This window comes from Kitasatospora sp. NPDC002551, from assembly GCF_040296005.1.
Lineage (GTDB): Bacteria > Actinomycetota > Actinomycetes > Streptomycetales > Streptomycetaceae > Kitasatospora.
Genome location: NZ_JBEOWI010000068.1, coordinates 15135 through 36144 on the forward strand (window position 1 = coordinate 15135; position 21010 = coordinate 36144).

The 21010-nt window shown below is 75.0% G+C and carries 19 protein-coding genes; 13 read left to right on the forward strand and 6 right to left on the reverse strand.

Annotation, left to right across the window (positions count from 1 at the left end):
• Positions 1-63 precede the first annotated feature (63 nt).
• Together ABT093_RS35450 and ABT093_RS35455 are read right to left on the reverse strand one after the other, a co-directional pair.
• Positions 64-1056, reverse strand: coding sequence for a DUF1648 domain-containing protein (locus ABT093_RS35450; RefSeq protein ID WP_350571338.1), 993 nt, complete (start codon positions 1054-1056; stop codon positions 64-66).
• Positions 1053-1400, reverse strand: a complete 348-nt coding sequence (locus ABT093_RS35455; protein ID WP_350571339.1) for a GntR family transcriptional regulator — start codon at positions 1398-1400, stop codon at positions 1053-1055. Before ABT093_RS35455 ends, ABT093_RS35450 begins: the two co-directional genes overlap by 4 nt.
• A 79-nt stretch (positions 1401-1479) precedes the next feature.
• Between ABT093_RS35455 and ABT093_RS35460 the strand changes: the two genes are divergently transcribed.
• Positions 1480-2217 (forward strand): hypothetical protein, encoded by a 738-nt coding sequence (locus tag ABT093_RS35460; RefSeq protein ID WP_350571341.1) that lies wholly within the window; start codon positions 1480-1482, stop codon positions 2215-2217.
• A 32-nt stretch (positions 2218-2249) separates the two neighbouring features.
• On the opposite strand, the gene ABT093_RS35465 is transcribed toward ABT093_RS35460, so the two are convergent.
• Positions 2250-3896, reverse strand: a complete 1647-nt coding sequence (locus ABT093_RS35465) for an ABC transporter permease (protein ID WP_350571343.1) — start codon at positions 3894-3896, stop codon at positions 2250-2252.
• Complete coding sequence (locus ABT093_RS35470; RefSeq protein ID WP_350571344.1) at positions 3893-4864, reverse strand: ATP-binding cassette domain-containing protein; 972 nt, start codon at positions 4862-4864, stop codon at positions 3893-3895. The genes ABT093_RS35465 and ABT093_RS35470 overlap by 4 nt, the downstream gene beginning before the upstream one ends.
• 409 nt (positions 4865-5273) lie before the next feature.
• Between ABT093_RS35470 and paaK the strand changes: the two genes are divergently transcribed.
• From paaK to ABT093_RS35505, 7 genes are all read left to right on the forward strand, one after another.
• On the forward strand, positions 5274-6533 hold the full coding sequence (gene paaK, locus ABT093_RS35475; RefSeq protein WP_350571365.1) for a phenylacetate--CoA ligase PaaK: 1260 nt from the start codon (positions 5274-5276) through the stop codon (positions 6531-6533).
• A gap of 113 nt (positions 6534-6646) precedes the next feature.
• A complete protein-coding gene (locus tag ABT093_RS35480; protein WP_350571346.1) occupies positions 6647-7051 on the forward strand; it encodes a hypothetical protein in 405 nt (134 codons plus the stop codon).
• A gap of 1 nt (position 7052) precedes the next feature.
• Positions 7053-8039, forward strand: a complete 987-nt coding sequence (locus ABT093_RS35485; protein ID WP_350571348.1) for a tyrosinase family protein — start codon at positions 7053-7055, stop codon at positions 8037-8039.
• 132 nt (positions 8040-8171) lie between these two features.
• Complete coding sequence (locus ABT093_RS35490) at positions 8172-8528, forward strand: ArsR/SmtB family transcription factor (RefSeq protein ID WP_350571350.1); 357 nt, start codon at positions 8172-8174, stop codon at positions 8526-8528.
• A 163-nt stretch (positions 8529-8691) separates the two neighbouring features.
• Positions 8692-10005, forward strand: coding sequence for an MFS transporter (locus tag ABT093_RS35495; protein ID WP_350571351.1), 1314 nt, complete (start codon positions 8692-8694; stop codon positions 10003-10005).
• A gap of 153 nt (positions 10006-10158) precedes the next feature.
• Positions 10159-10794, forward strand: coding sequence for a LysE family translocator (locus tag ABT093_RS35500; protein WP_350571352.1), 636 nt, complete (start codon positions 10159-10161; stop codon positions 10792-10794).
• A gap of 225 nt (positions 10795-11019) precedes the next feature.
• Positions 11020-11358: a sulfurtransferase TusA family protein gene (locus tag ABT093_RS35505; RefSeq protein WP_350571353.1), complete on the forward strand. Its 339-nt coding sequence runs from the start codon at positions 11020-11022 to the stop codon at positions 11356-11358.
• Between the two features lie 36 nt (positions 11359-11394).
• Here the strand turns inward: ABT093_RS35505 and ABT093_RS35510 are convergent, their stop codons facing one another.
• Both ABT093_RS35510 and ABT093_RS35515 read right to left on the reverse strand, forming a co-directional pair.
• Complete coding sequence (locus ABT093_RS35510; protein ID WP_350571354.1) at positions 11395-12546, reverse strand: serine hydrolase domain-containing protein; 1152 nt, start codon at positions 12544-12546, stop codon at positions 11395-11397.
• Between the two features lie 202 nt (positions 12547-12748).
• Positions 12749-14182, reverse strand: coding sequence for an MFS transporter (locus ABT093_RS35515; protein WP_350571355.1), 1434 nt, complete (start codon positions 14180-14182; stop codon positions 12749-12751).
• A gap of 149 nt (positions 14183-14331) precedes the next feature.
• On the opposite strand from ABT093_RS35515, the gene ABT093_RS35520 reads away from it, so the two are divergent.
• The 5 genes from ABT093_RS35520 to ABT093_RS35540 all read left to right on the forward strand — a co-directional run bounded on the left by ABT093_RS35520 (position 14332) and on the right by ABT093_RS35540 (position 20950).
• Positions 14332-15201 (forward strand): SDR family NAD(P)-dependent oxidoreductase, encoded by an 870-nt coding sequence (locus ABT093_RS35520; protein WP_350571356.1) that lies wholly within the window; start codon positions 14332-14334, stop codon positions 15199-15201.
• Between the two features lie 68 nt (positions 15202-15269).
• A complete protein-coding gene (locus ABT093_RS35525; RefSeq protein ID WP_350571357.1) occupies positions 15270-16208 on the forward strand; it encodes a helix-turn-helix transcriptional regulator in 939 nt (312 codons plus the stop codon).
• 170 nt (positions 16209-16378) lie between these two features.
• Entirely contained in the window at positions 16379-16762 is a 384-nt protein-coding gene (locus ABT093_RS35530; RefSeq protein ID WP_350571358.1) for a VOC family protein, read from the forward strand.
• Positions 16763-16932: 170 nt separating this feature from the next.
• Positions 16933-17946 (forward strand): alcohol dehydrogenase AdhP, encoded by a 1014-nt coding sequence (gene adhP, locus ABT093_RS35535; protein ID WP_350571359.1) that lies wholly within the window; start codon positions 16933-16935, stop codon positions 17944-17946.
• Between the two features lie 403 nt (positions 17947-18349).
• Entirely contained in the window at positions 18350-20950 is a 2601-nt protein-coding gene (locus ABT093_RS35540; protein ID WP_350571360.1) for a ricin-type beta-trefoil lectin domain protein, read from the forward strand.
• Positions 20951-21010 lie beyond the last annotated feature (60 nt).

Genomic DNA, 21010 nt, shown 5'->3' on the forward strand with positions numbered 1-21010 from the left:
GTTCCCTCCAACGGCTGACGGAACGTCAAGTCGTCGTCCGCACACACATGTTGATGGAAGGGTTCAGGTGTTCCGGTGGGCGATCACGGCGTTCAGCAGGGCGGCGCCGCGCTCGGCGTCGTCCGCGCTCACCGCGAAGTCGGCGCCCGTGCGGGGCCGGATCACCAGACACTCGCCGCGGCGCAGCATCACCGTGGTGCCCAGCCCGCTCAACCGGTAGCCCCAGCCGCCCACCTGGGCCGGGGTGCGTTGCTCGGCCCGGGCGGAGGCGATCTCCTCCGGCGCCCAGTGCCGGGAGAGCAGGCCGAGCGGGCCGAACGCCACGGTCAGGCCCCGCTCGGTGACCCGCGCCCGCACCGACGAACAGCCGGCCCCCGCCAGCCCGACGACCACCAGCGGCGCGGTCAGCGCCCAGGCCGGACCGCCCAGCCCGGCGAAGGCGGCCAGGGCCGATCCCGCCGCGCCCAGCCCGGCGACGGCGGCCAGCAGGCCGAGCCAGGGGTTGACCGCCCGGGAGATCCAGACGGCGCGCCGGCCGGCGGGGAGTTCGAGCCGCGGCCCGTCGGCGGCCGTCGTGGCGCGCGGTCCCGGGTCGCCGTGCGGGGTGAGCCGCCAGGCCGCCAGGCCCGCCGAGACCGCCGCCAGCAGGGACAGTGCCACCCCGATGTCCGGCGAACGGGCCTCCTGCCAGCTCGGGTGGTCCAGGTTGGCCGAGACGATGGAGGTCTGGGCGCCTGTCAGCAGCGCGCCTCCGAAGGCCAGGCCGACCGCGGACCAGAGCCGGGCCTGCGCCCCGCCGTGCCACCGGGCGCCCGTGGCGACGGCGGCCGCGACGGCCCACACGGCGGCCGGGAACAGTGCCGCGGCCGTCAGCGACGTGGAACCGTCCGGGTGCGTTCCGGCCCAGTGCGTCGCCACGGGCTCCGGCAGCCGGCCCCGGGCCGCCCAGGGCAGGCCGAGCAGCAGCGCGAGCACCCCGAGGACCCCGACGGCCCATCCCGCCCGCCCGGCCGTTCCGCCGCGGCTCTGCGGATCCCGCTGTGAACCGTCGCTCACTCCAGCCCCCTGATCATCTCGACGAGCTCCTCCCTGCCGAAGCCCGCGTGCGCCGCGTCCGCGACCAACCGGCTTACCGCGTCGAGCAGTTCGGCCCGCCGGTCGGCGCCCTGCGCGACCGTGACGCCGCGTCCCCGGCGGAACTCCAGCACCCCTTCGTCGCGCAGTGCCCGCAGTGCCCGCAGCACCGTGTTCGCGTTCACCCCGAGCGCGGCGGCCAACTCCCGCGCGGGCGGCAGCCGTTCCCCGGGCACGCGCTCCCCCTCCCCGACGGCCCGCCGGATCGCCCCCGCGACCTGCTCGTGCAACGGCCGCGTGTTCCCGGCCTCCAGCTTCAGCAACATGGTGCTAGTGAGAGTAGCGCCATCCGCACGTCCGGCCCCCGCCGACGGTGCCGGTCCGCCGGTCTGGTTGGATCCCGGAATGACGGACTGGTCCCGACTCAGCCACGCCTACGGCCCCGCCGACGACATCCCGGACCTGCTGGACCGGATCGCCTCGGCGCCGACCGACGAGCTCTGGAACGACCTGTGGTCGGCTCTCTGCCACCAGGGCAGCGTCTACCCGGCCAGCCTCGCGGCCCTGCCCTGGCTGGCCGGACAGGCTCGCGGCGGGGACCGGGAGCAGGAGGTCCACGCCGTGCTGCTGGCCGGCGCCATCATCGCCGGAGCCCGGCCGGCGCACGGGGCGGGTGACGTCCGCGCGCAGTACGCGGCGGAGACCGCCGTCCTGTTGGCGGCCGTCAACCGGCACCTCCGGAGCGGCGCCGACGCCACCGACTACGTCCACCTCCTGGAGGCCATGCTGGGCTTCGAAGGCGTCCACGGCTGGAGTGAGGAGCTGGCCTGGGGGATCCTCAACGAGGAGTATCAGGTGGCCTGCCCGGGCTGCGAGGTCGACCTGTTCATCGCCCTCGGCGAGCGCGGCTTCTTCTCCGCCGCCGACGACTACGCGATCGCGGCCGGCGAGGTCGAGACCCGCCCCCTGCGCCCGGCGGCGCCGGCCGAGCTGGACGGTATCGGCCGCCGCCTCCACGGCCTCGCGCTGGCCGACGGCCGGCCCGAGCTCGCCCGTGTGCTGACCTATGTCTTCGGCCACGGCACCTGCCCCGACTGCGCGACCGACTTCGCGGTCGCCGACCGGATCGGCGCCGACTGGTGAGCCGGGCGGCTGTCGCCGCCGCGTTCGGGTGATCAGTCACGAAGGCTCCGGCGGGCGCTGGTGATGAGCAGGGCGGTGGCGAGCAGCGCCACGGTCAGGGCGGTGACCAGGACGGGGGAGGGGCCGGCGGGGTGGCCGGAGCGGCGGACGGCACCCATGAAGTCCAGGGCCGCGACCTGGTTCACCGCCAGGTACCAGAGCGGGAGGTAGAGGGCCTGGAAGAGGCGGTGGGTGCGGGAGAGGCTGCCGAGGGCGAGGGCCAGGGAGGGGATGAACAGGGCGCCGGCCGACCAGGCGGCCAGGCCGGCCGTGTCACCGGCCGCCACCAGCCGGACCAGGACGCCCACACCGATCAGGGCGGTGAGCAGGAACCCGGCGGCCCATTCGGCGAGCAGCCTGGTGCGGGCGGCGGGGTAGGCGCCGAGCAGGGCCTCCAGGCCGTACTCGGCCGAGCGGCTGCCGAGGCGGGACCAGAGCAGGACCGGCCAGATCCAGGCGGCGGGCAGCACCGCCGCCGTGCCGGTGTCCGGCGGCACGGCGAGACCGGCCGCGGCCAGACCCGCGGCGGCGAGCCACCACCAGCGCGAGGCGTCGGCGAACAGGATCCGCGCCTCCCCGAGCAGCAGGCGGCCGAAGGCGAGCCCAGGGCCGGGCCCGGCCGGCGCGGTGGCGGGCAGGGCGGGCGGGAGCGCCGGGGGAGTGGCCGGCACCGTCGGCGCCGCCTCGCCGGGGCCCGCCGCCGGCCGCCGCTCGGCCGGGGTGGCACGCGCCGGATCGAAGCGGGCGAACCAGAGCGCGGGCAGCGCGGCGAGCGCCACCGCGAGCAGCACCAGCAGCAGCCGCTGGGCGAGGAAGCCGCCGTCCAGCCCCGCGCCGTCCCACCGGAACGACTCCAGCGGGGTGTCGACCTCGGTCAGGCCCAGGCTGAACTCGTCGCCGCCGAGGTCGATCCCGCGCGCGGCCAACCCGTCGCGCAGCGAGTCGGCCACCGGGCCGAGGCCGAGCCCGCCGAGCGGGGCGCCGGGCCGTTCACCGGCGATCAGGACGAGCGGGGCGCAGGCGAACCAGACGACGTTGCCCAGCCCGCCGCGCAGCAGCGGCACCGTCTCGAACAGCACGGCCAGGGCGGCCGTCGCCGCGAGCAGCGGCAGCGTGAGGGCGAGGAAGGGCGTCAGCAGGGCGACCGGGGCGAGTGAGCGGTCCTCGCCCCGGACCAGCTGCAGGGCGGGCGCGGTGAGCGCCAGCACACCGAGCATCGACGCGAGGACCAGCAGGTTGCCGAGGAACTTCGCGAGCAGCAGCTCGACGGTGCGCAGCGGCGTCGCGGCGAGGAGCAGGCCGACGCCGGTCTCCTCGTCGCGCCCGAGCCCCTTGCGGACCACGTAGAACCCGCCGAGGGTGAGCCAGAGCGCGCCGGCCAGGGCGGTCGCGGTGCCGACGTACGCGCTGGTGTACTCGCCCCGGTAGCGGCCCAGCGCGAGGATCGCCCAGTGCCCGTCGGCGGGCGGCACGGCGAGCAGCCCGAGCCCGACGGCGGCCAGCAGCGTCACCGCGTAGGCGGGGCGGCGGACCCGGTCCCGGAAGTCGCCGAGGGCCAGCTGCCAGAGGCGTCCGGGCACGGCGGCGCGGGCGGGCGCGAGGCCCGGCGGGCGCCCCGCGGTGAGGATGTTCGCGGTCATCGCCGCACCTCCGGACGGTCGTGGGCGGGGACGGGCCGGACCAGACCCAGGTAGGCGTCCTCCAGGTCCGGTGCGACCGGCACCGCCTCGGCGAAGGGCGAAGCGTCCGCGAGCAGCCGCAGCCGCACCCGGCCGTCCCCGGTGCGCACCATCCGGCTCACCGTGTACCGGGCCTGCACGGCGGCCACCGCCGAGGTGTCGACCAGGACCTCCCAGACCCGGCCGGCCTGGCCGTTCAGCAGCTCCTCCGGGCTGCCCCGGCGCAGCAGCCGCCCGCCGGCGACGACCGCGATGTCCCCGGCCACCGACTCGATGTCCGAGACGATGTGGGTGGACAGCAGCACCACCCGCTCCTCGGCGAGCGCGCTCAGCAGGTTGCGGAAGCGCACCCGCTCCTCCGGGTCGAGCCCGGCGGTGGGTTCGTCGACCACGATGACGCGCGGATCGCCGAGCAGCGCCTGGGCGATCCCGACCCGGCGCAGCATGCCGCCGGAGTACGCGCCGAGCGGCCGGCGCACCGCCTCGGTCAGGTTCACCAGGGCGAGCAACTCGTCGATCCTGGCCCGCGCCGAGCGGGCGGAGAGCCCCTTGGCGGCGGCCAGGTAGCCGAGGAACTCGCGCGCGGTGAGCTGCGGATGGACCCCGAAGTCCTGTGGGAGGAAGCCGAGTTCGCGGCGTAGCGGCTCGGGCCGGGCGAGCACGTCGGCACCCCGGTAGGTGAGTCGGCCGGCGGTGGGCCGGGTGACGGTGGCGACGATGCGCATCAGCGAGGACTTGCCCGCGCCGTTCGGCCCGAGCAGGCCGAGCAGCCCGGGGCCGAGCCTCAGCGAGAGACCGTCGACGGCACGCTTGCCGCCCCGGTAGACCTTGCTGACGTCGGTCAGTTCGAGGAGGGGAGGGTGATCGGTGCGGTGGACCTCGGGTCGGACCCCGGGCCGGACCCGGGGGTGGACGTCGTGGCTGCTCATGGGCGTTGCTCTTCCGGCCGGTGCGTGGAGGTGCGTGACGCCGATGAGCCTCCCCGATCGGCGGGCCGCTGCCATCTGCCGTTCGGCAGAGATCGGCCCTGGTCCTTCGACGGGGAGCGGCCCTGACGAAGGACAGGGGTTGGCGCGCGTCGAGCCTTGACAGGTGGTTCGCGCACTGGATTACTTGGGCCCTGTCGAACTCCGACCGAATGATCGGTCGGTAGCGGTGGAGGGAGGCCCGATGAGCGGCGCAACGGCGGACCCGGGCGGAGCGGCGGCGGCCCCGGAGGCGGCCCCGGCCCGGGCGGCGGCCGAGGCGAAGGACCAGGCGGCGGCCCCGGAGGCGGCCCCGGCCCCGACGCGGCTCGGCGCCCCGCCGCCGGAGGACCTCCTTGACGACGGCGAGCGGATGACCCGCGAGGACCTGCGCGCGCACCAGCTCGCCCACCTGCGGGCCACGCTGCGCCACGCCTACGACAACGTCGAGCTGTACCGCCGCAAGTTCGACGCGGCCGGTGTCGCCCCCGAGGACTGCCGCACCCTGGCCGACCTCGCCCGCTTCCCCTTCACCACCAAGGCGGACCTGCGCGAAACCTACCCCTTCGGCATGTTCGCCGTCCCGAAGGAGGAGGTCCGCCGGATCCACGCCTCCAGCGGTACCACCGGCCGCCCCACCGTGGTCGGCTACACCGAGCACGACCTCGACGTGTGGGCCGGCGTGGTGGCCCGCTCGATCCGGGCGGCCGGCGGGCGACCCGGCCACACGGTGCACATCGCCTACGGCTACGGCCTGTTCACCGGCGGACTGGGCGCGCACGCGGGCGCCGAGCGGGCCGGCTGCACGGTCGTCCCGGCGTCCGGCGGCATGACGGCCCGCCAGGTCCAGCTGATCCAGGACCTCCGCCCCGAGATCATCATGGTGACCCCGTCCTACCTGCTCACCCTGCTCGACGAGTTCGACCGGCAGGGCGTCGATCCGCGCACGACCTCGCTGCGGATCGGCATATTCGGCGCCGAGCCGTGGACGGAGGAGATGCGCGCCGAGATCGAGCGGCGGATGGACCTGCACGCCGTCGACATCTACGGCCTCTCCGAGGTGATGGGCCCCGGCGTCGCCCAGGAGTGCGTGGAGACCAAGGACGGCCTGCACATCTGGGAGGACCACTTCTACCCCGAGGTCGTCGACCCGCTCACCGACGAGGTGCTGCCGGACGGCGAGAGCGGCGAACTCGTCTTCACCTCGCTCACCAAGGAGGCGCTGCCGGTGGTCCGCTACCGCACCCGCGATCTCACCCGCCTGCTGCCGGGCACCGCCCGCCCCGCCTTCCGCCGGATGGCCAGGGTGACGGGGCGCAGCGACGACATGATCATCCTGCGCGGGGTCAACGTCTTCCCGACCCAGATCGAGGAGGTCCTGCTGCGGGTGCCCGCCGTCGCGCCGCACTTCCAGCTCCGGCTGACCCGCCGCGGCCGGCTGGACCGCATGACGGTGCGGGTCGAGGCGCGCCCGGACGCCGCCCCCGAGCAGCGGGACGCGGCCGCCGCGGCGATCGCGCGCGGCGTCAAGGACGGGGTCGGCGTGAGCGTGGACGTCGAGGTGGTGGACCCGTACAGCCTGGAGCGCTCGGTCGGCAAGATCCGCCGGATCGCGGACCTCCGGGAGGGCTGAGCGGCCGGGCAACCGGCTCGCCGCGCGCACCGGGCGGTTCTGCGGGACGGTGGGAGGCGGGAGGTCCGCGCCCCGGGGCCCGCCCGGGGCCGCCCGTAACCCGGGAGATAGCCATGGACCCAGAAGGCCTGGCCGCTGCCGCCACCCCGGCGAAGCTCGGCGGGTACCTCAGCAGCCTGCCGCGCCCGCCCGCCCACCATCACACGGGGCCCGCGAGGACGGTCCGCACGACGCTGTACGACGGTCACCGGGTCGTCGTCACCACCACCTACGAGATCACCGTGGACGGCCGGCCGATCGGCGCGCACCTCGGCGTGGACCCGAACGGCAACGTGCACTGCCACGCGCTGCCCGCCTACCAGTTCCTGTCGGCGCTGGACGCGGTGAAGGCGCTGATCGACAACTACCCCGACGAGTTCACCGATCCGGCAGGCCCCGGCCCGGACGCGGGCGGGCACGGCGGCCATGGCGACCACGGTGGTCACGGCGACCACGGCCACGAGCACGGAGGTGGCTGAGATGGCCGCCGTCATCCGGAGGAACATCCTCACCGACACCGCCGTCCGCGACGCCTACACCTCCGGCGTCAACCTGCTCAAACGCGAGCACAGCAGCTTCACCACCGCCGACTTCGGCATCGCCGGCCCGGCCGAACCCGTCCGCACCTACGACCTGTTCGTGATCTGGCACGTGATGGCGATGCGCACCGCCGTCCCGCCCGGCGGCGACTCCAACATCCGCAACGCCGCCCACCGCGGCCCGATCTTCCTGCCCTGGCACCGGGTCATGCTCGACCTGATGGAGGCCAACCTCCAGCGGGTGCTGGGCGACCCGTCCTTCGGGCTGCCCTACTGGGACTGGACGGTGGACTCGGCGCTCGACCTCCCCTCGGACAGCGACTTCTGGCAGCCGACCTGCATGGGCGGCAGCGGAAGCCCGGTCTCCGACGGCCCGTTCGGCGTCGACCCGGCCAACCCGCAGGATCCGAACGCGTTCCGCGTCCGGATCGACGTCAACTCCTCGCTGGCGCTGATCAACCGCCCGCCGCGCGGCCTGCGCCGGGCCCTGGGCAGGGACGCGTCCAACCTGCCGAGCGCCGAGGACGTCACGGCCGCGTACGACAGCGACCCGCTGACCGGCAACCCCAACCTCGCCGTCTACGACTTCGCGCCGTGGGACGTCGACTCCGAGGGGTTCCGCAACCGCCTGGAGGGGTTCAACCCCTTCGGCCTGCACAACCTGGTGCACGTCTACATCGGCCGGGACATGGGCCTGGCCTCCTCGCCCAACGAGCCGGCCTTCTACCTGCACCACTGCAACGTCGACCGGATCTGGGAGGGGTGGATGCGCCGCAACGGGCGGCACTACCTGCCCGACCAGTCCGCCCCGGCCGTGCTGCTGGGCCACCGGCTCAAGGACCCGATCGTCTCCCCGCTCGGCTCCTCCGCCACGCCCGAGTCCGTGCTCGACTCGACGGCCCTCTTCACCTACGACGTACTGCCCTGAGCCCGGCAGTCCGCCAGTCCTCCTGCCCTCCTGCCCTCCTGCCCACCGGCCCGCCGGCCCGTGGGCGGGCGGGCGTGAACCGCGCCGGTCGGGGCGGGTGAAGGGTGGTCGCGCGCCCTCTACGATGAGGCCATGAGCGGGAGCCTCCAGGTGTCAGGTGCACATGTGTCGCAACAGCCCGGCGCGGACGAACGGCTGGACGTGGCCGCCGGCATCCTCGCCCTGCTCGCCGACCGCACCCGGCTCGCGCTGCTCCAGCGGCTGAGCGAGGGGGAGGCGGACGTGACCACGCTGACCGAGGCCGCCGGCGCGGCGCGCCCGTCGGTCAGCCAGCACCTCGGCAAGCTGCGGCTGGCCGGCCTGGTGTCGACCCGTAAGGACGGCCGGCGGGTGGTGTACGCACTGCGGCACGGGCACCTGCGGCGCCTGGTCCACGAGGCGCTGAACGTGGCCGACCACCAGATCAGCGGGCTGCCCCCGCACGACTGAGCGCCCGGAGCGCGGCGAGCGGCCGGCCCGCCCGGTTCGGTGCGGGAAGGGCGGCCGCCTTTCTCACCAACATGTGCACACGTATGCACATGTTGGCTTATTCTGGAGGAGCGGCGCCCCGAACCGGGCGCACCGGCCCGCGCCGAGTCCGAACGGAGCCCCGATGCTCTCCGTCCTCCGCAACCGCACCTACCGGCACCTGTTCACCGCCCAGGTGGTCGCCCTCGCCGGTACCGGCCTGGCCACCGTGGCGCTGGGCCTGCTCGCCTACGACCTCGCCGGGTCCGACGCCGGCTCGGTGCTCGGCACCGCGCTGGCGATCAAGATGGTCGCCTACGTGGGCATCGCCCCGGTCGTCGCCGCGCTCGCGCATCGGATCCCGCGCCGCCGGCTGCTGGTCGCCGCCGATCTGGCACGGGCCGGGGTCGCGCTCGGACTGCCGTTCGTCGGCTCGGTCTGGCAGGTCTATCTGCTGATCCTCGTCCTCCAGGCGGCCTCGGCGACCTTCACCCCGGCGTTCCAGTCGGTGATCCCCGAGCTCCTGCCCGCGGAGCGCGACTACACCCGGGCGCTGTCCCTCTCCCGCCTCGCCTACGACACCGAGAGCCTGGTCAGCCCGGTGCTGGCCGCCGGGCTGCTGGTGCTGGTCGGCTACCGGTGGCTGTTCTGGGGGACGGTGACCGGCTTCCTCGCCTCAGCGGCCCTGGTCGTGTCGGTCGCCCTTCCGGTCCGCGCGGCCGTGGCGGCGGCCGGGGCGGCCGGACCGCGGGCCGCGCGGCCCCTCGCCGCGCGGTCGCTGGCGGGGATCCGGCTCTTCCTCTCGGTGCCGCGGCTGCGGGCGCTGCTCGCCCTGGACCTCGCCGTCGCCGCCGGCGGGGCGATGGTGATCGTCAACACCGTCGTCTACGTCCGCGACCAGCTGGGCCGCTCCGCGGGCGACGTCCCGCTGGCGCTCGGCGCGTACGGCGGCGGATCGATGGCGGTCGCGCTGCTGCTGCCCCGGGTGCTCGACCGGGTCGCCGACCGGGCGGTGATGCTGCCGGCCGCCTTCGCCGTCGCCGGGCTGCTCGCCGCCCTGGCGGTGGTCACCACGGCGGGGCGGGCGGCGGACGGCGGGGGGTGGCGCTGGCCCGCGCTGCTCGCCCTGTGGGCCGGGCTCGGCGCGGCCGGCTCGCTGATCCTCACCCCGGGCGGCCGGCTGCTGCGGTCCGCCGTGCCGCCGGCGGACCTGCCCGCCGCGTTCGCGGCCCAGTTCTCGCTCTCGCACGGCTGCTGGCTGCTCGCCTACCCCCTGGCCGGACTGCTCGGCGCCACCGCCGGCCTGCCCGCCGCCACCCTCGCCCTCGGCGCCCTCGCCCTGGCCGCGGCCGCCCTCGCCACCCGCGCCTGGCGGCCCGTCCCGGCCCCGGCACCCCGCCGGTCCGCGGCCCCGTCCTCCGCCCGCCTGCTGCCCGGTCGCCGGTCGGCCCTGCGCTGACCGCGCGGACCCTCCCCCCGATCCGGATCGGGGGGAGGGGGAGCGGGGCGTGTCGTGATCCATCCGGTGGAAGGACCGCCGAGCCGATTCCCGGGCGGCCAGGTGCCGGGAATTCGTTCGCCGACGGGCGTCGACGCGTGTGAGGCTGAAAGGATGCCGATCGATCAACACCTTTTCCTCGCCTTCCTGTTGACCACGACGGTCGCGATGATCAGCCCCGGCCCGGACATGCTGTTCGTGCTCGGCTGCGGGATGCGCGGCGGCCCGCGCGTCGGACTGCTGGCCACCGCCGGTGTCGCCACCAGCGAGGCGGTGCACGTCGCGGTGGCGGCGGCCGGGCTCGCGGCCTTCTTCACCGCCGTACCGGTCGCGTTCACGGCCCTGCGCATCGCCGGCGGCGTCTACCTGGTGCACCTGGGCGTGCGGATGATCCGCCACCGCGAGGGCGTCGCGAGCGAGCTGCCCAAGCCGGGGGAGGGCGGGCTCTCGGGCCGCCGCGCGTACCTGCGCGGACTGCTGACGAACCTGCTCAACCCCAAGATGGTGACCTTCACCATCGCCTTCCTGCCGCAGTTCGTCCGGCCCGAACTGGGCCGGGTGGGGCTGCAGTTCGCGGTGCTCGGGGTGGCGCTGATCGTGCTGGAGTTCCTGGTGGACGGCACCGTGGGCGTGCTCGCCGGGCGGATCGGGAACTGGCTGCGCCGCCGCCGTTCGGCCCGCCGCCGGGTGGACGCCGCGACCGGCGGGATCTTCATCGGCCTGGGGGTGCGGCTTGCCGTGGAACGGTGAGGCGGAGGTCGCGGAACGCCGACGACGGCCCTCGGGCGAGCGGCCGTAGCGGTGGTGGGCGAACGGAGGTGCCGCCCGGATCACCGGGCGGCACCTCCGCCGCGTTCCGGCGGGCGGCCCGGCCGGGACCGGGCGCCTGGTGCTGCCGGCCGATCCGGTGGTCCCCGGCCGAGGGGCGGGCCCACCCCTGCCTCTACACTGCTCCCTGGACATCTGGAGGACGTTTTGGGAGATCCCGCCCACGAGGCCGCGCCGCTCGGCGCGACGGCCGCCGCCGGCGGCGGTGACGGCACGGTCGTCGTGGACGGCAGCGGCATGCTCTGCGTCACCCTGCTGCTGCACCTGCGCAAGCGCATCGCGGGCCACCCCGCCGGGACGACGGTGCACATCGTCAGCACCGACCCCGCGGCGCCGCTCGACCTGCCCGCCTGGTGCCACCTCACCGGCCACCACTACCTCGGCCCCGTGCCCGACCCCGAGGGACGTGACGTCTACGCGCTGCGGCTCGCGGCGGACCCGACGCCGACCCGGCCCGACGCCCCCTGGCACCCGGTCTCCGGCTGACGCCGACCGCCGACCGTCGAACGCCGGCTCCGGACGCTACCCCGCCCGGCCCGGTCGGCCGCAGAACTCGGCCTCGGCCAGCGGGAGTTTGTCGCGGAACCAGTCGGCGTTGGTGTTGAGCGCCAGGGTGTGCCGCCCGTCCCGGGTGGTCAGCGCCAGCGTCGACGAGCCGTGGATTCCGCCGTCGTGCCCCCAGACGGTGACGCCGCAGGACAGGGTTCCGGCGCCCAGGCCGAGCCCGCCGCTGCCGTGCGGTCCGGGGGTGGTCATCTCGTCCAACTCGGCCTGCGGGAGCAGCCGTCCGCGCATCAGGGCGGAGAGGAACCGGGTCAGGTCGGCGGTGGTGGAGACGATCGCGCCCGCCGATCCGGCCATCGAGGGGTTGAGTTCGGTGACGTCCAGCGGCGTCGCCGAGCCGCCGAACAGGGTCGAGTAGCCGCGCGCGTGGGGCCGGGGCAGGCCGGTCGCGGTGCCGGGCGCGCTCGTCCCGGTGAGCCCCAGCGGCCGGACGATCCGCCGTTCCACCTCCTCGCCCCACGGGCGGCCGGTCACCCGCTCGATGACCAGGCCGGCCAGCAGGTAGTTGGTGTTGGAGTACCGGTGCGAGGTCCCGGGCGCGAAGATCGGGGGGTGGGCGACCGCAATCCGCACCAACTGTTCGAGACTGTAGGTGTCGTAACGAAGCGTCAGGAAGGCCGGAGTGAACAGCGAGGCGCCCATCCCGGGGTCGTCGCCGTAGTCGAACACGCCGCTGGTGTGGTTGAGCAGTTGGCGCAGGGTGATGGCCGAGCCGTCGTTCCCGTTCCCGCTCACCAGGCCGGGCAGCCACCGCTCCACCGTGTCGTCGAGGCCGAGCCGCCCCTCGGCCTGGAGCTGGAGCAGCACGGTCGCGACGAAGGGCTTCGTCACGCTGCCGATCCGGAACCGCTCCCGGGCCGACCGGGGCTGACCGGTCGTGGTGTCCGCCACTCCGACGGCCGTCGACCAACGCCCTTCCCCGTCCACGGCGGTGGCGACCATCCCCGGCAACCCCGAGGCCTGGACGGCCTGTTCCATCGCGGTCCGGGTCGCCGTGTGCGCGGGTCCGCCGGGCGCGGCGGCCGCCGGCGCCGCCGCCACCGCCGTCAGGGCGCCGGCCACCGCGGCCGCCCCCACCGCGTGCCGGACCGTCCTGCTGCTGTGCTTCATGCGTTCCTCCGAGTCGACGAGGCTCGCCCCCCGGCCCCAGCCTCCGCCGAGGCGGGCGCGGTCCGGATCCTCCTGCGGAGCGATCGTGCCCGGAGATCTCCCGGAGCGGTTCCCGGACAGGCCGCCGCCCCCGCCGGGCCGGCGGGGGGGGCGGCGCGGTGGGGGGAGCGGCCGGGGGATCGGCAGGGTCCGGGCCGGCGGCTCAACGACTCTGCGCGGTACGGATGGTGAGCGCCGAGGCGAGCGCGCCGAGCACGGCGAGCGCGGCGGCGCCCAGGAAGGCGGCGGAGAAGCCGTCGGTCAGCGCGACCGGGTCGCCGAGTGCGCGCGAGCCGTTGGCGGCGGCCAGGGCGGTCATCGCGGCGAGGCCGAGCGCGGAGCCGATCTGGTAGCTGGTGTTGACGATGCCGGAGGCCAGACCGCCCTCGGCCGGGTCGGGCACGGCGAGCGCGGTGCCGAGCGAGGGGATGAAGGCGAGCGACATGCCGACGGCGGCGAGCAGCGAGGCGGGCAGTACGTCGACGGCGAAGCTGCCGTCGGGGCGGGCGAAGGAGAGCCAGACCATGCCGCCGGCGAGCGCCAGCAGACCGGTGACGATGAGCGGCTTGGGGCCGAAGCGGGCGATCAGCCGGGGCGCCAGCACGATCATCATCAGCATGATGGCGGCGGTCATCGGCAGCAGCGCGGCGCCGGAGGCGAAGGCCTTCAGGCCGAGCACCTGCTGGAGGTAGAGGTTCAGGAAGAACCACATCGGGATCCAGGCGGCGGCCATCAGCAGCTGGGCGAGGTTGGCGCCGGCCAGGTTGGGGCTGCGCCAGATGCCGAGGCGCATCAGCGGCTCGCGCCGCCTGGCCTGGAGCGCGACGAAGGCGAGGATCAGCAGCACGCCGCCGGCCAGCACCAGCCAGGTGCTCGCCGAGCCCCAACCGGTCTCCGGGGCGCGGACGACGGCGTAGACGGAGACGGCGAGGCCGGCGGTGACGGTGAGCGCGCCGAGCCAGTCCACCGAGCCGCGGCGGGCGGGGGCGGTGGGCATCACGCCGGGCGTGGCGAGCAGGACGCCCAGGGCGACGGGGATGTTGACGTAGAAGACCCACTCCCAGCTGAGGTACTGGGTGATCACGCCGCCGAGGAAGACGCCGGCGGTGCCGCCGGCCGGGGCCGCCGCGCCGTAGAGGGCGAGCGCCTTGCCGAGCTCCTGGGGGCGGGCGCCGAACAGGCTGATGAGGAGGGTGAGCGCGGCGGGGGCGATCAGCGCGGAGCCGGCGCCCTGGACGGCGCGGCCGGTGAGTTCCAGGCCGGGGTTCCCGGCCAGGCCGGCGAGCAGCGAGCCGGCGGCGAGGACGGCCCAGCCGGTGGCGAACAGGCGCTTGGCGCCGAACAGGTCGGAGAGCCGGCCGCCGAGCAGCAGGAGGCCGCCGAAGGCGACGACGTAGGCGTTGAAGACCCAGGACAGGCCTTCCTGGGAGAAACCGAGCACGGACTGCATCTCCGGCAGGGCGACCCCGATGATCGAGGTGTCCATGATCACCATGAACTGGGCGAGGGCGATGAGCCCGAGCGCCGTCCAGCGGCGGGGCGAAGGCGCCTCGGGCGGCGCGGCGGGTGCCGCGGAGGCGGCGGTGAGGTCGGACACGGCAGCGTTCTCCAATACCGGGTGGGGGTATCCTTCGAGACGCCAGAAAACATACCCCTAGGGGGTATGAACCCGCAAGGGTGGTCCTAGTGGACCCGGGGTCGGAGCGGGCCTGGTGCGGCCTTCCGGGCGGAGGCGAGGGTGGGGACATGGCTTCTGCGAACGAGAACCCCCAGAACCCCCAGAACCCCCAGAGCCCCCAGAGCCCCGAGAACCCCGAGAACCCCGAGAGCACCGGGGGCGCCGAGAACGCCGGCCGGGACTTCGACGGCCGGACGGTGCTGATCACCGGCGGGACCAGCGGCATGGGCCTCGCCACCGCGCGGCTGCTGCTGGAGCGCGGCGCGAGCGTCGTGATCACCGGCCGCGACGACGCCCGCCTGCGCCGCGCCGAGGCCGAACTCGACGGCGGCGAGCGGCTGTTCGCCGTCCGCGCCGACTCCGCCCGCCCCGCCGATCTCGCCCGGCTGGCCGAACGGGTGGGGGAGCGCCACGGTCGCCTCGACGGCGTGTTCGCCAATGCCGGCGTCGGCGTCTTCGAGACCCCGGACGAGGTGACCGAGGAGAGCTTCGACCGCACCGTGGACGTCAACTTCAAGGGCGTCTTCTTCACCGTCCAGCACGCTCTGCCGCTGCTGGAGAAGTCGGCCACAGGGGCGTCGATCGTCCTCAACGCCTCCTGGACGCTGCACCGCGGCCTGCCCAACGCCCCCGTGTACGCGGCGACCAAGGCGGCCGTGCACAACCTCGCCCGCACCCTCGGCAGCGGACTCGCCGGGCGCGGCATCCGGATCAACTCGGTCAGCCCCGGCTACATCGTCACCGAGATGTTCCACGAGGTGATCACCGAACCGGCCCAGCAGGACGCCGTGCGCGCCGGGGTGCCGCTCGGGCGGCTGGGCGAGGCGGCGGACGTCGCCGAGACGGTGGCCTTCCTGCTCTCCCCGCGCGCCTCCTACATCACCGGCCAGGACCTCGTGGTGGACGGCGGCGTGGTGGCCGTCGCCAACGGCTGGTGACCGCCCCCGCCGCAGCCTGGTCCTGGCAGGGCCAGGCTGCGGCGGCGCCGATCGCCCACAATGGCCGTATGAGCACGAGCCCCGCCCACGCGGCCGGCGCCGCCGCCGGCCTCGCCGAGTTCCTCCGGACCCGGCGCTCCCGCCTCCACCCCGAGGACGTCGGCCTGCCGGACCTCGGCGGCCGCCGGCGCGTCTCCGGCCTGCGCCGAGAGGAACTCGCCCAGCTCGCCGGCGTCAGCGTCGACTACTACACCCGGCTCGAACAGGGCCGGGTCGGCAACCCGTCGGACGCCGTGCTCGACGCGGTCGCCCGCGCGCTGCGCCTCGACCCCGAGGAGGTCGGCCACCTGCACCGCCTCGCCCGCATCCGCCCGGACCGCACCCGCGCCGGCCGTGGCGCCGGCGGCCGCTCCTCGGGCCCGCAGAAGGTCCGCCCGACGCTGGCCCGGCTGCTGGAGGCGATGCCCGACGTACCCGCCGTGGTGATGGGCCGGCGGATGGACGTCCTCGCCTGGAACCGCGCCGCCGTCTCCCTGCTCGGCGACTACGGCGCGCTCGACCCGGCCGAGCGCAACATCGCCCGGATCACCTACCTCGACCCGGCCTCGCGCACCCTCTACGACGACTGGGTCGGCTGCGCGCGCGAGAACGCCGCCTTCCTCCGGCTGGAGGCGGGACGCCGCCCCGACGACCCCCGGCTCGCCGAGCTGATCGGCGAACTCTCGGTGCGCAGCCCGGAGTTCCGCCAGTGGTGGGCGGAGCACCCGGTGCGCGACAAGACCTCCGGGCGCAAGGTGTTCCACCACCCGCTGGTCGGCCGGATGGAACTGGTCTACGAGACGCTGCGCTCCGCCGACGACCCGGACCAGGCCCTGGTGACCTACGCCCCCGACCCCGGCAGCCCGTCCGAGGACGCCCTGCGCATGCTGATCGCCTGGGACGCCGACCGGTCCGGCCCGGGCGCCCGCTCCGCCCGAGGTGGCGGGTCGGTTACCGACAGGCACTGACGCACCGCAAAGTACGGTCTTCTGCACGGGAGTTCACCCGCTTACGGTGATCCGGTACCCGCCGGGACCCGGCGTCCGGCGGATTGACACCGGCCGGCGCCTCACGATGCCTCATGATGCATCAGGGCTCCGGACGACCACTGGACGACACCGAACGCCTCGGAGCACCTATGGCCATCCTCAAGACCTATGCCCGGCTCTGGGCCGACGGCCTGGACCACGCGCTCCCGCTGCTGCGCACCCTCACCGGGGCCGAGCCGGACCTGCTGTTCCGCTTCCACGAGATCGAACTCGCCGCCATCGGCGACTTCCTGGTGATCGCCGGCCCGCCCTCCGAGCGCGCCAAGTACGCGCACGCCTCGGCGACCGTCGTGGTCTCCGACCTCGACGAGCTGACCGAGGCCCTGGAGGCCGCGGGCGCCGTCGTCACCACCCCCGAGACCGCCTCCCCGACCGGCCGCTTCCTGTACGCCCGCCACGCCGACGGCGCGGAGGTCGAGTACGTCGAGTGGGTCCCCGAGCTGGTCCGCCGCATCGTGCACCGCGCGCCCTGACCCCGGCCGGTGCCGGTGCCGAAGCCGGAGCGGGAGCCGGGACCATGGTCCCGCCCGGTTCACCCGTCCGGCCCTGGCGGCCCGCCCGGCCGTGGCGTGGGATGGAAGGGAAGCGGGGTCCCGCGAGCACGGGAAAGGCCCCGTCGGCACGAAGGGCAGGAGCAGGAACCATGAAGGCCGCCGTCGTCCACGACTTCACCCAGCCGCTCGTGATCGAGGAGCGCCCGGTGCCCGAGCCCGGCCCGCACCAGGTGCGGGTGCGGGTCGAGGCCTCCGGCCTCTGCCACACGGACATCCACGCCGCGCACGGTGACTGGCCGGTCAAGCCGAACCCGCCGTTCGTGCCCGGCCACGAGGGCGTCGGCATCGTCGAGGCGGCCGGCTCCGAGGTCCGGCACGTCCGGGTCGGCGAGCGGGTGGCCATCCCCTGGCTCGCCGACGCCTGCGGGCGCTGCGACCACTGCGTCTCCGGCTGGGAGACCCTCTGCACCCGGCAGCACAACAGCGGCTACTCCGTCGACGGCGCCTACGCCGAGCACGCGCTGGCCCACGGCGACTACGTCGTCCCCGTGCCCGACGGCATCGACCCGCTGGACGCCGCCCCGCTCTCCTGCGCCGGTGTCACCACCTACAAGGCCCTCAAGGTCTCCGGCGCCGGCCCCGGCACCCGGGTCCTGATCTCCGGCATCGGCGGCCTCGGCCACCTGGCCCTGCAGTACGCCCGGATCGCCGGCGCCGAGACCATCGCGGTCGACGTCACCGACGACAAGCTCGCCCTGGCCCGCGAGCTGGGCGCCGACCACGTCCTCGACGCCCGCGTGCACGACGTCGCCGCCGAGGTCCAGAAGCTCGGCGGGGCCCACGCCGCGATCGCCCTCGCGGTCAGCAACGCCTCCTTCCAGGCGGCCTACGCGGCCCTGCGCCGCGGCGGCAGCCTCGTGCTGGTCGCCCTCCCCGCCGAGGGCAGGCTCGAACTGCCCGTCTTCGACACCGTGCTCAACGGCACCAAGGTCATCGGCTCCATCGTCGGCACCCGCGAGGACCTCGCCGAGGTCTTCCGGCTGCACGCCCTCGGCCGCACCCGCGTCATCCGCGAGACCCGCCGGCTGGAGGACGTCAACACCTGCTTCGACGAGGTCCTGAACGGCAAGGTCTCGGCCCGCCTGGTCTTCGACCTCCGCTGACCCCGCGGCACCACGACGCAGAGCCACGACGCGGCACCACAGCGCACCGCCACGACACGGCATCACCACGGCGCTCGGCCCCGACCGGAACCCTCCGGCCGGGGCCGAGCGCTTCGCCGTCCGGCGCACCGCCCGTGACCTGCGCCGATCGCCGCGCCCCGGCCGCCGGCGATCGGACGAAACCTGATTGCCAGCCCGAGGCCGGAAGCACTAGCGTTCGACCGCGCGCCGACGGCCGGGTGATGTGCTGTCACCTGACAGAGGGTCGGAATGCGCACTACATCGGACAAAGACCCCTCCAATTCCTCCGGCCGCCGGTGAGACGTGCGGCGGTCGGTCGTGCACGGTCGGGCGCTGCTGCGAAGGCGAACTGACAATCATGCGAGAATCCCGTCCCCTCAGGATGCTGCGGGGACCGCTGGCGAGACGCCTGGCGCCCCTGTGCGCGGTCGGTCTCGTGCTGGCCGCCCCCGGCGCCGCCTTCGCGGACGCCCCGTCGGCGGCGGACGCGGCCGGGTACGCCCAGGCCGCGAACGACCTCGGGTCGAGCACCCCCACCGGGATGAACCTCCGGCCCAAGCCCTCCAACCCCGACGGCGACGCCTGCGGCGGCGGCACGCCCGGGTGGATCGGCCGGACGGTGCCCCTGGGCAGCGGAACCTCCGACGTCCGGATGTCCGCCTGGGTCGGCGGCGTCCCCGCCGGCAACGTCGTGATCGGGTTCCACGTGTGGGACACGACCGCGGGGGAGAGCGGCGAGTCCGGCGGATCCTGGCCGACCAGCCAGAGCCTGCCGCCCACCGGCGGCTGGGGCGAGGCCTACGTCGGCCGCGCGCTGCAGGACGGCCACCAGTACGGCTGGAACGCCTGGACCACCGACGGGACCGCGAAGAGCCCCGTGTCGGCGAACTGCGCCTTCAACGTCGACCTCACCGCGCCGACGCTCGCGGCGATCGCGCCCTCCCCGGTGTTCCCGCCGCTGGGCAGCGGCGCCAGGCCCACCGGCTACGCCGGCGACCGCGGCGTCACCGTCCGCGTCACCAGCAAGGACCCGCTCCCGGCCGGCTGCACCGGCGGCGGCTGCCTCGCCAGCGGCGTCCGCGGGTTCCAGTACTCGCTCGACGACACCAGCTCGCCCACCGGCACCGCGACCGTTCCGGCCGGCATCGCGCCCGACGGCACCGCGTACGCCGATGTGCCGATCAGCGTCAGCGCCGCCGACCCGGGCTCGCACACGCTGTACGTCCGCGCCGTCGACGGGGCCGGCAACACCGATCCCCAGGCGGCCACCTACAGCTTCTTCGCTCCCTCCAGGCCGGGCGCGGCGGTGCCGGGCGACGCCACCTTCGACGGCGTCCCGGACTACCTGGCCCCGGCCGCCGACGGCTCGCTGACCCTGTTCCCGGGCGGCAGCGGATCCACGCTCGTGCGCCCCGAGACGGCCTCCACGGCGGACCGCAGCCCGCGCGGGGACGACTGGAACAACTACCTGCTGGCCCACCGCGGCGCCGTCAGGGGGAGCGGCGACTCGCTGTTCGCCTACAACAAGGTCACCAAGCAGCTCTTCGTCTACACCAACGACGCCAACGAGCTCTCGGGCGGCGTCGAGGGCCACTTCACCCGCTCGTCCACCGAACTGCGCAGCAACAGCATGTGCGAGCTGGGCATCGACCGCACCTGGAACCACGTCACCCAGCTGACGGCCGTCCGGCGGAGCACCGGGGGCACCGGTCTCGTCACGGTCGAGCAGGGCCACCTGCGCTACTACCCCTCCAGCAACATCTGCCAGCTGGGCACGGGCGTCGAGCTCGGCGCGGCCGGCGGCGACTGGAGCGGCTTCACCCTGATGCACCCCGGTGAGGTCAACGGCGCGGCGACGCTCTGGGTGCGGGACACCGTGACCGGGGCCGTCACCGGCCTGCCGCTGCCGCTGGACGCCGCCGGCCAGCCCGTCAGCGGCTTCGCGCCCCTGACGCCGCCCGCCCACAAGCCCCTGGAGTGGGGCCTCAAGCCCGCCGACGGCACGAGCGTCTGCGCCGACATCGACCACGGCTGGACGGGCAACGGCACCGCCGCCCTGCTGTGGACCTGCGCCGGCCAGAGCGCCGCTCCCAACCAGCAGTTCACCCTCGGCACCGACGGCTCGCTGCACGTCCTCGGCAAGTGTCTGGACGTCACCGGCGGCGCGACCGCGAGCGGCTCGCCCGTCAACCTGTGGGACTGCAACGGCAGCCCGGCCCAGAAGTGGGTCTCCGGCCCCTACCCGCGCACGCTGCAGAACCCGAACTCGGGCAGGTGCCTCGACGTGCCCGGCACCGGCGCCGGGCCGGGCAGCCGCCTGGTGATCAACGACTGCTCCAAGGGCGCGGCCGGCGCGGAGTGGTCGGCGCCCGCCGCCCGGGCCGTGCTCCCGATCGGGCTCGCCGCGGACGTCTTCCCCACCGTGGACTCGCCCGGTGACATGAACGGCGACGGCTACCCCGACCTGGTCGCCGACGTCTACGACGGCCGGCTGGTCCGCTTCCCGGGCACCGCCCCGGAGGGCACCCAGCCCCGCTTCACCGCGCCGCAGGTCATCCCGCGGGACCGGTCCGTCGACTACGGCATCGCCTCCGCGTACAACGCGGCCCGCTGCCTCGACAACTACGGCGCGCCCGCCGGCGGCTCCCTGCGCCTCTACGACTGCTGGAACGGCGCCAATCAGCAGTTCGCCTTCGGCTCCGACGGCACCCTGCGCACCGGCGGGCGCTGCGTGACCGTCCAGAACGACGTGACCCACTGGGGCGAGCCGGCGGTCCTCACGGACTGCCGGGCCGGCACCGGCCAGATCTGGACGTACCGCGCCGACGGTACGCTCCACAACCCCGCCGCCAACGCCTGCCTGGAGCTGCCCGGCTGGAACGACGCCAACGGCACCTCCCTGGGCATCTGGGGCTGCAACGGCAACGCCAACCAGCGCTGGATGCAGGGGCCGCCGTCACCGAGGGCCGGGGGCTGTCCGTGATGGAGGCCGGCGCGCTGCTCGACCGGCTGGTCGGCTGACCGGCACGCGGCGGGCCCCGGG

Coding starts and splice junctions, on each gene's coding strand:
- ABT093_RS35465 (WP_350571343.1), bottom strand. CDS start 3,896: ATGACCGCGAACATCCTCACCGCGGGGCGCCCGCCGGGCCTCGCGCCC.
- paaK (WP_350571365.1), top strand. CDS start 5,274: ATGACCCGCGAGGACCTGCGCGCGCACCAGCTCGCCCACCTGCGGGCC.
- ABT093_RS35520 (WP_350571356.1), top strand. CDS start 14,332: ATGGCTTCTGCGAACGAGAACCCCCAGAACCCCCAGAACCCCCAGAGC.
- ABT093_RS35480 (WP_350571346.1), top strand. CDS start 6,647: ATGGACCCAGAAGGCCTGGCCGCTGCCGCCACCCCGGCGAAGCTCGGC.
- adhP (WP_350571359.1), top strand. CDS start 16,933: ATGAAGGCCGCCGTCGTCCACGACTTCACCCAGCCGCTCGTGATCGAG.
- ABT093_RS35500 (WP_350571352.1), top strand. CDS start 10,159: ATGCCGATCGATCAACACCTTTTCCTCGCCTTCCTGTTGACCACGACG.
- ABT093_RS35470 (WP_350571344.1), bottom strand. CDS start 4,864: ATGAGCAGCCACGACGTCCACCCCCGGGTCCGGCCCGGGGTCCGACCC.
- ABT093_RS35485 (WP_350571348.1), top strand. CDS start 7,053: ATGGCCGCCGTCATCCGGAGGAACATCCTCACCGACACCGCCGTCCGC.
- ABT093_RS35460 (WP_350571341.1), top strand. CDS start 1,480: ATGACGGACTGGTCCCGACTCAGCCACGCCTACGGCCCCGCCGACGAC.
- ABT093_RS35455 (WP_350571339.1), bottom strand. CDS start 1,400: ATGTTGCTGAAGCTGGAGGCCGGGAACACGCGGCCGTTGCACGAGCAG.
- ABT093_RS35525 (WP_350571357.1), top strand. CDS start 15,270: ATGAGCACGAGCCCCGCCCACGCGGCCGGCGCCGCCGCCGGCCTCGCC.
- ABT093_RS35495 (WP_350571351.1), top strand. CDS start 8,692: ATGCTCTCCGTCCTCCGCAACCGCACCTACCGGCACCTGTTCACCGCC.
- ABT093_RS35490 (WP_350571350.1), top strand. CDS start 8,172: ATGAGCGGGAGCCTCCAGGTGTCAGGTGCACATGTGTCGCAACAGCCC.
- ABT093_RS35540 (WP_350571360.1), top strand. CDS start 18,350: ATGCTGCGGGGACCGCTGGCGAGACGCCTGGCGCCCCTGTGCGCGGTC.
- ABT093_RS35510 (WP_350571354.1), bottom strand. CDS start 12,546: ATGAAGCACAGCAGCAGGACGGTCCGGCACGCGGTGGGGGCGGCCGCG.
- ABT093_RS35530 (WP_350571358.1), top strand. CDS start 16,379: ATGGCCATCCTCAAGACCTATGCCCGGCTCTGGGCCGACGGCCTGGAC.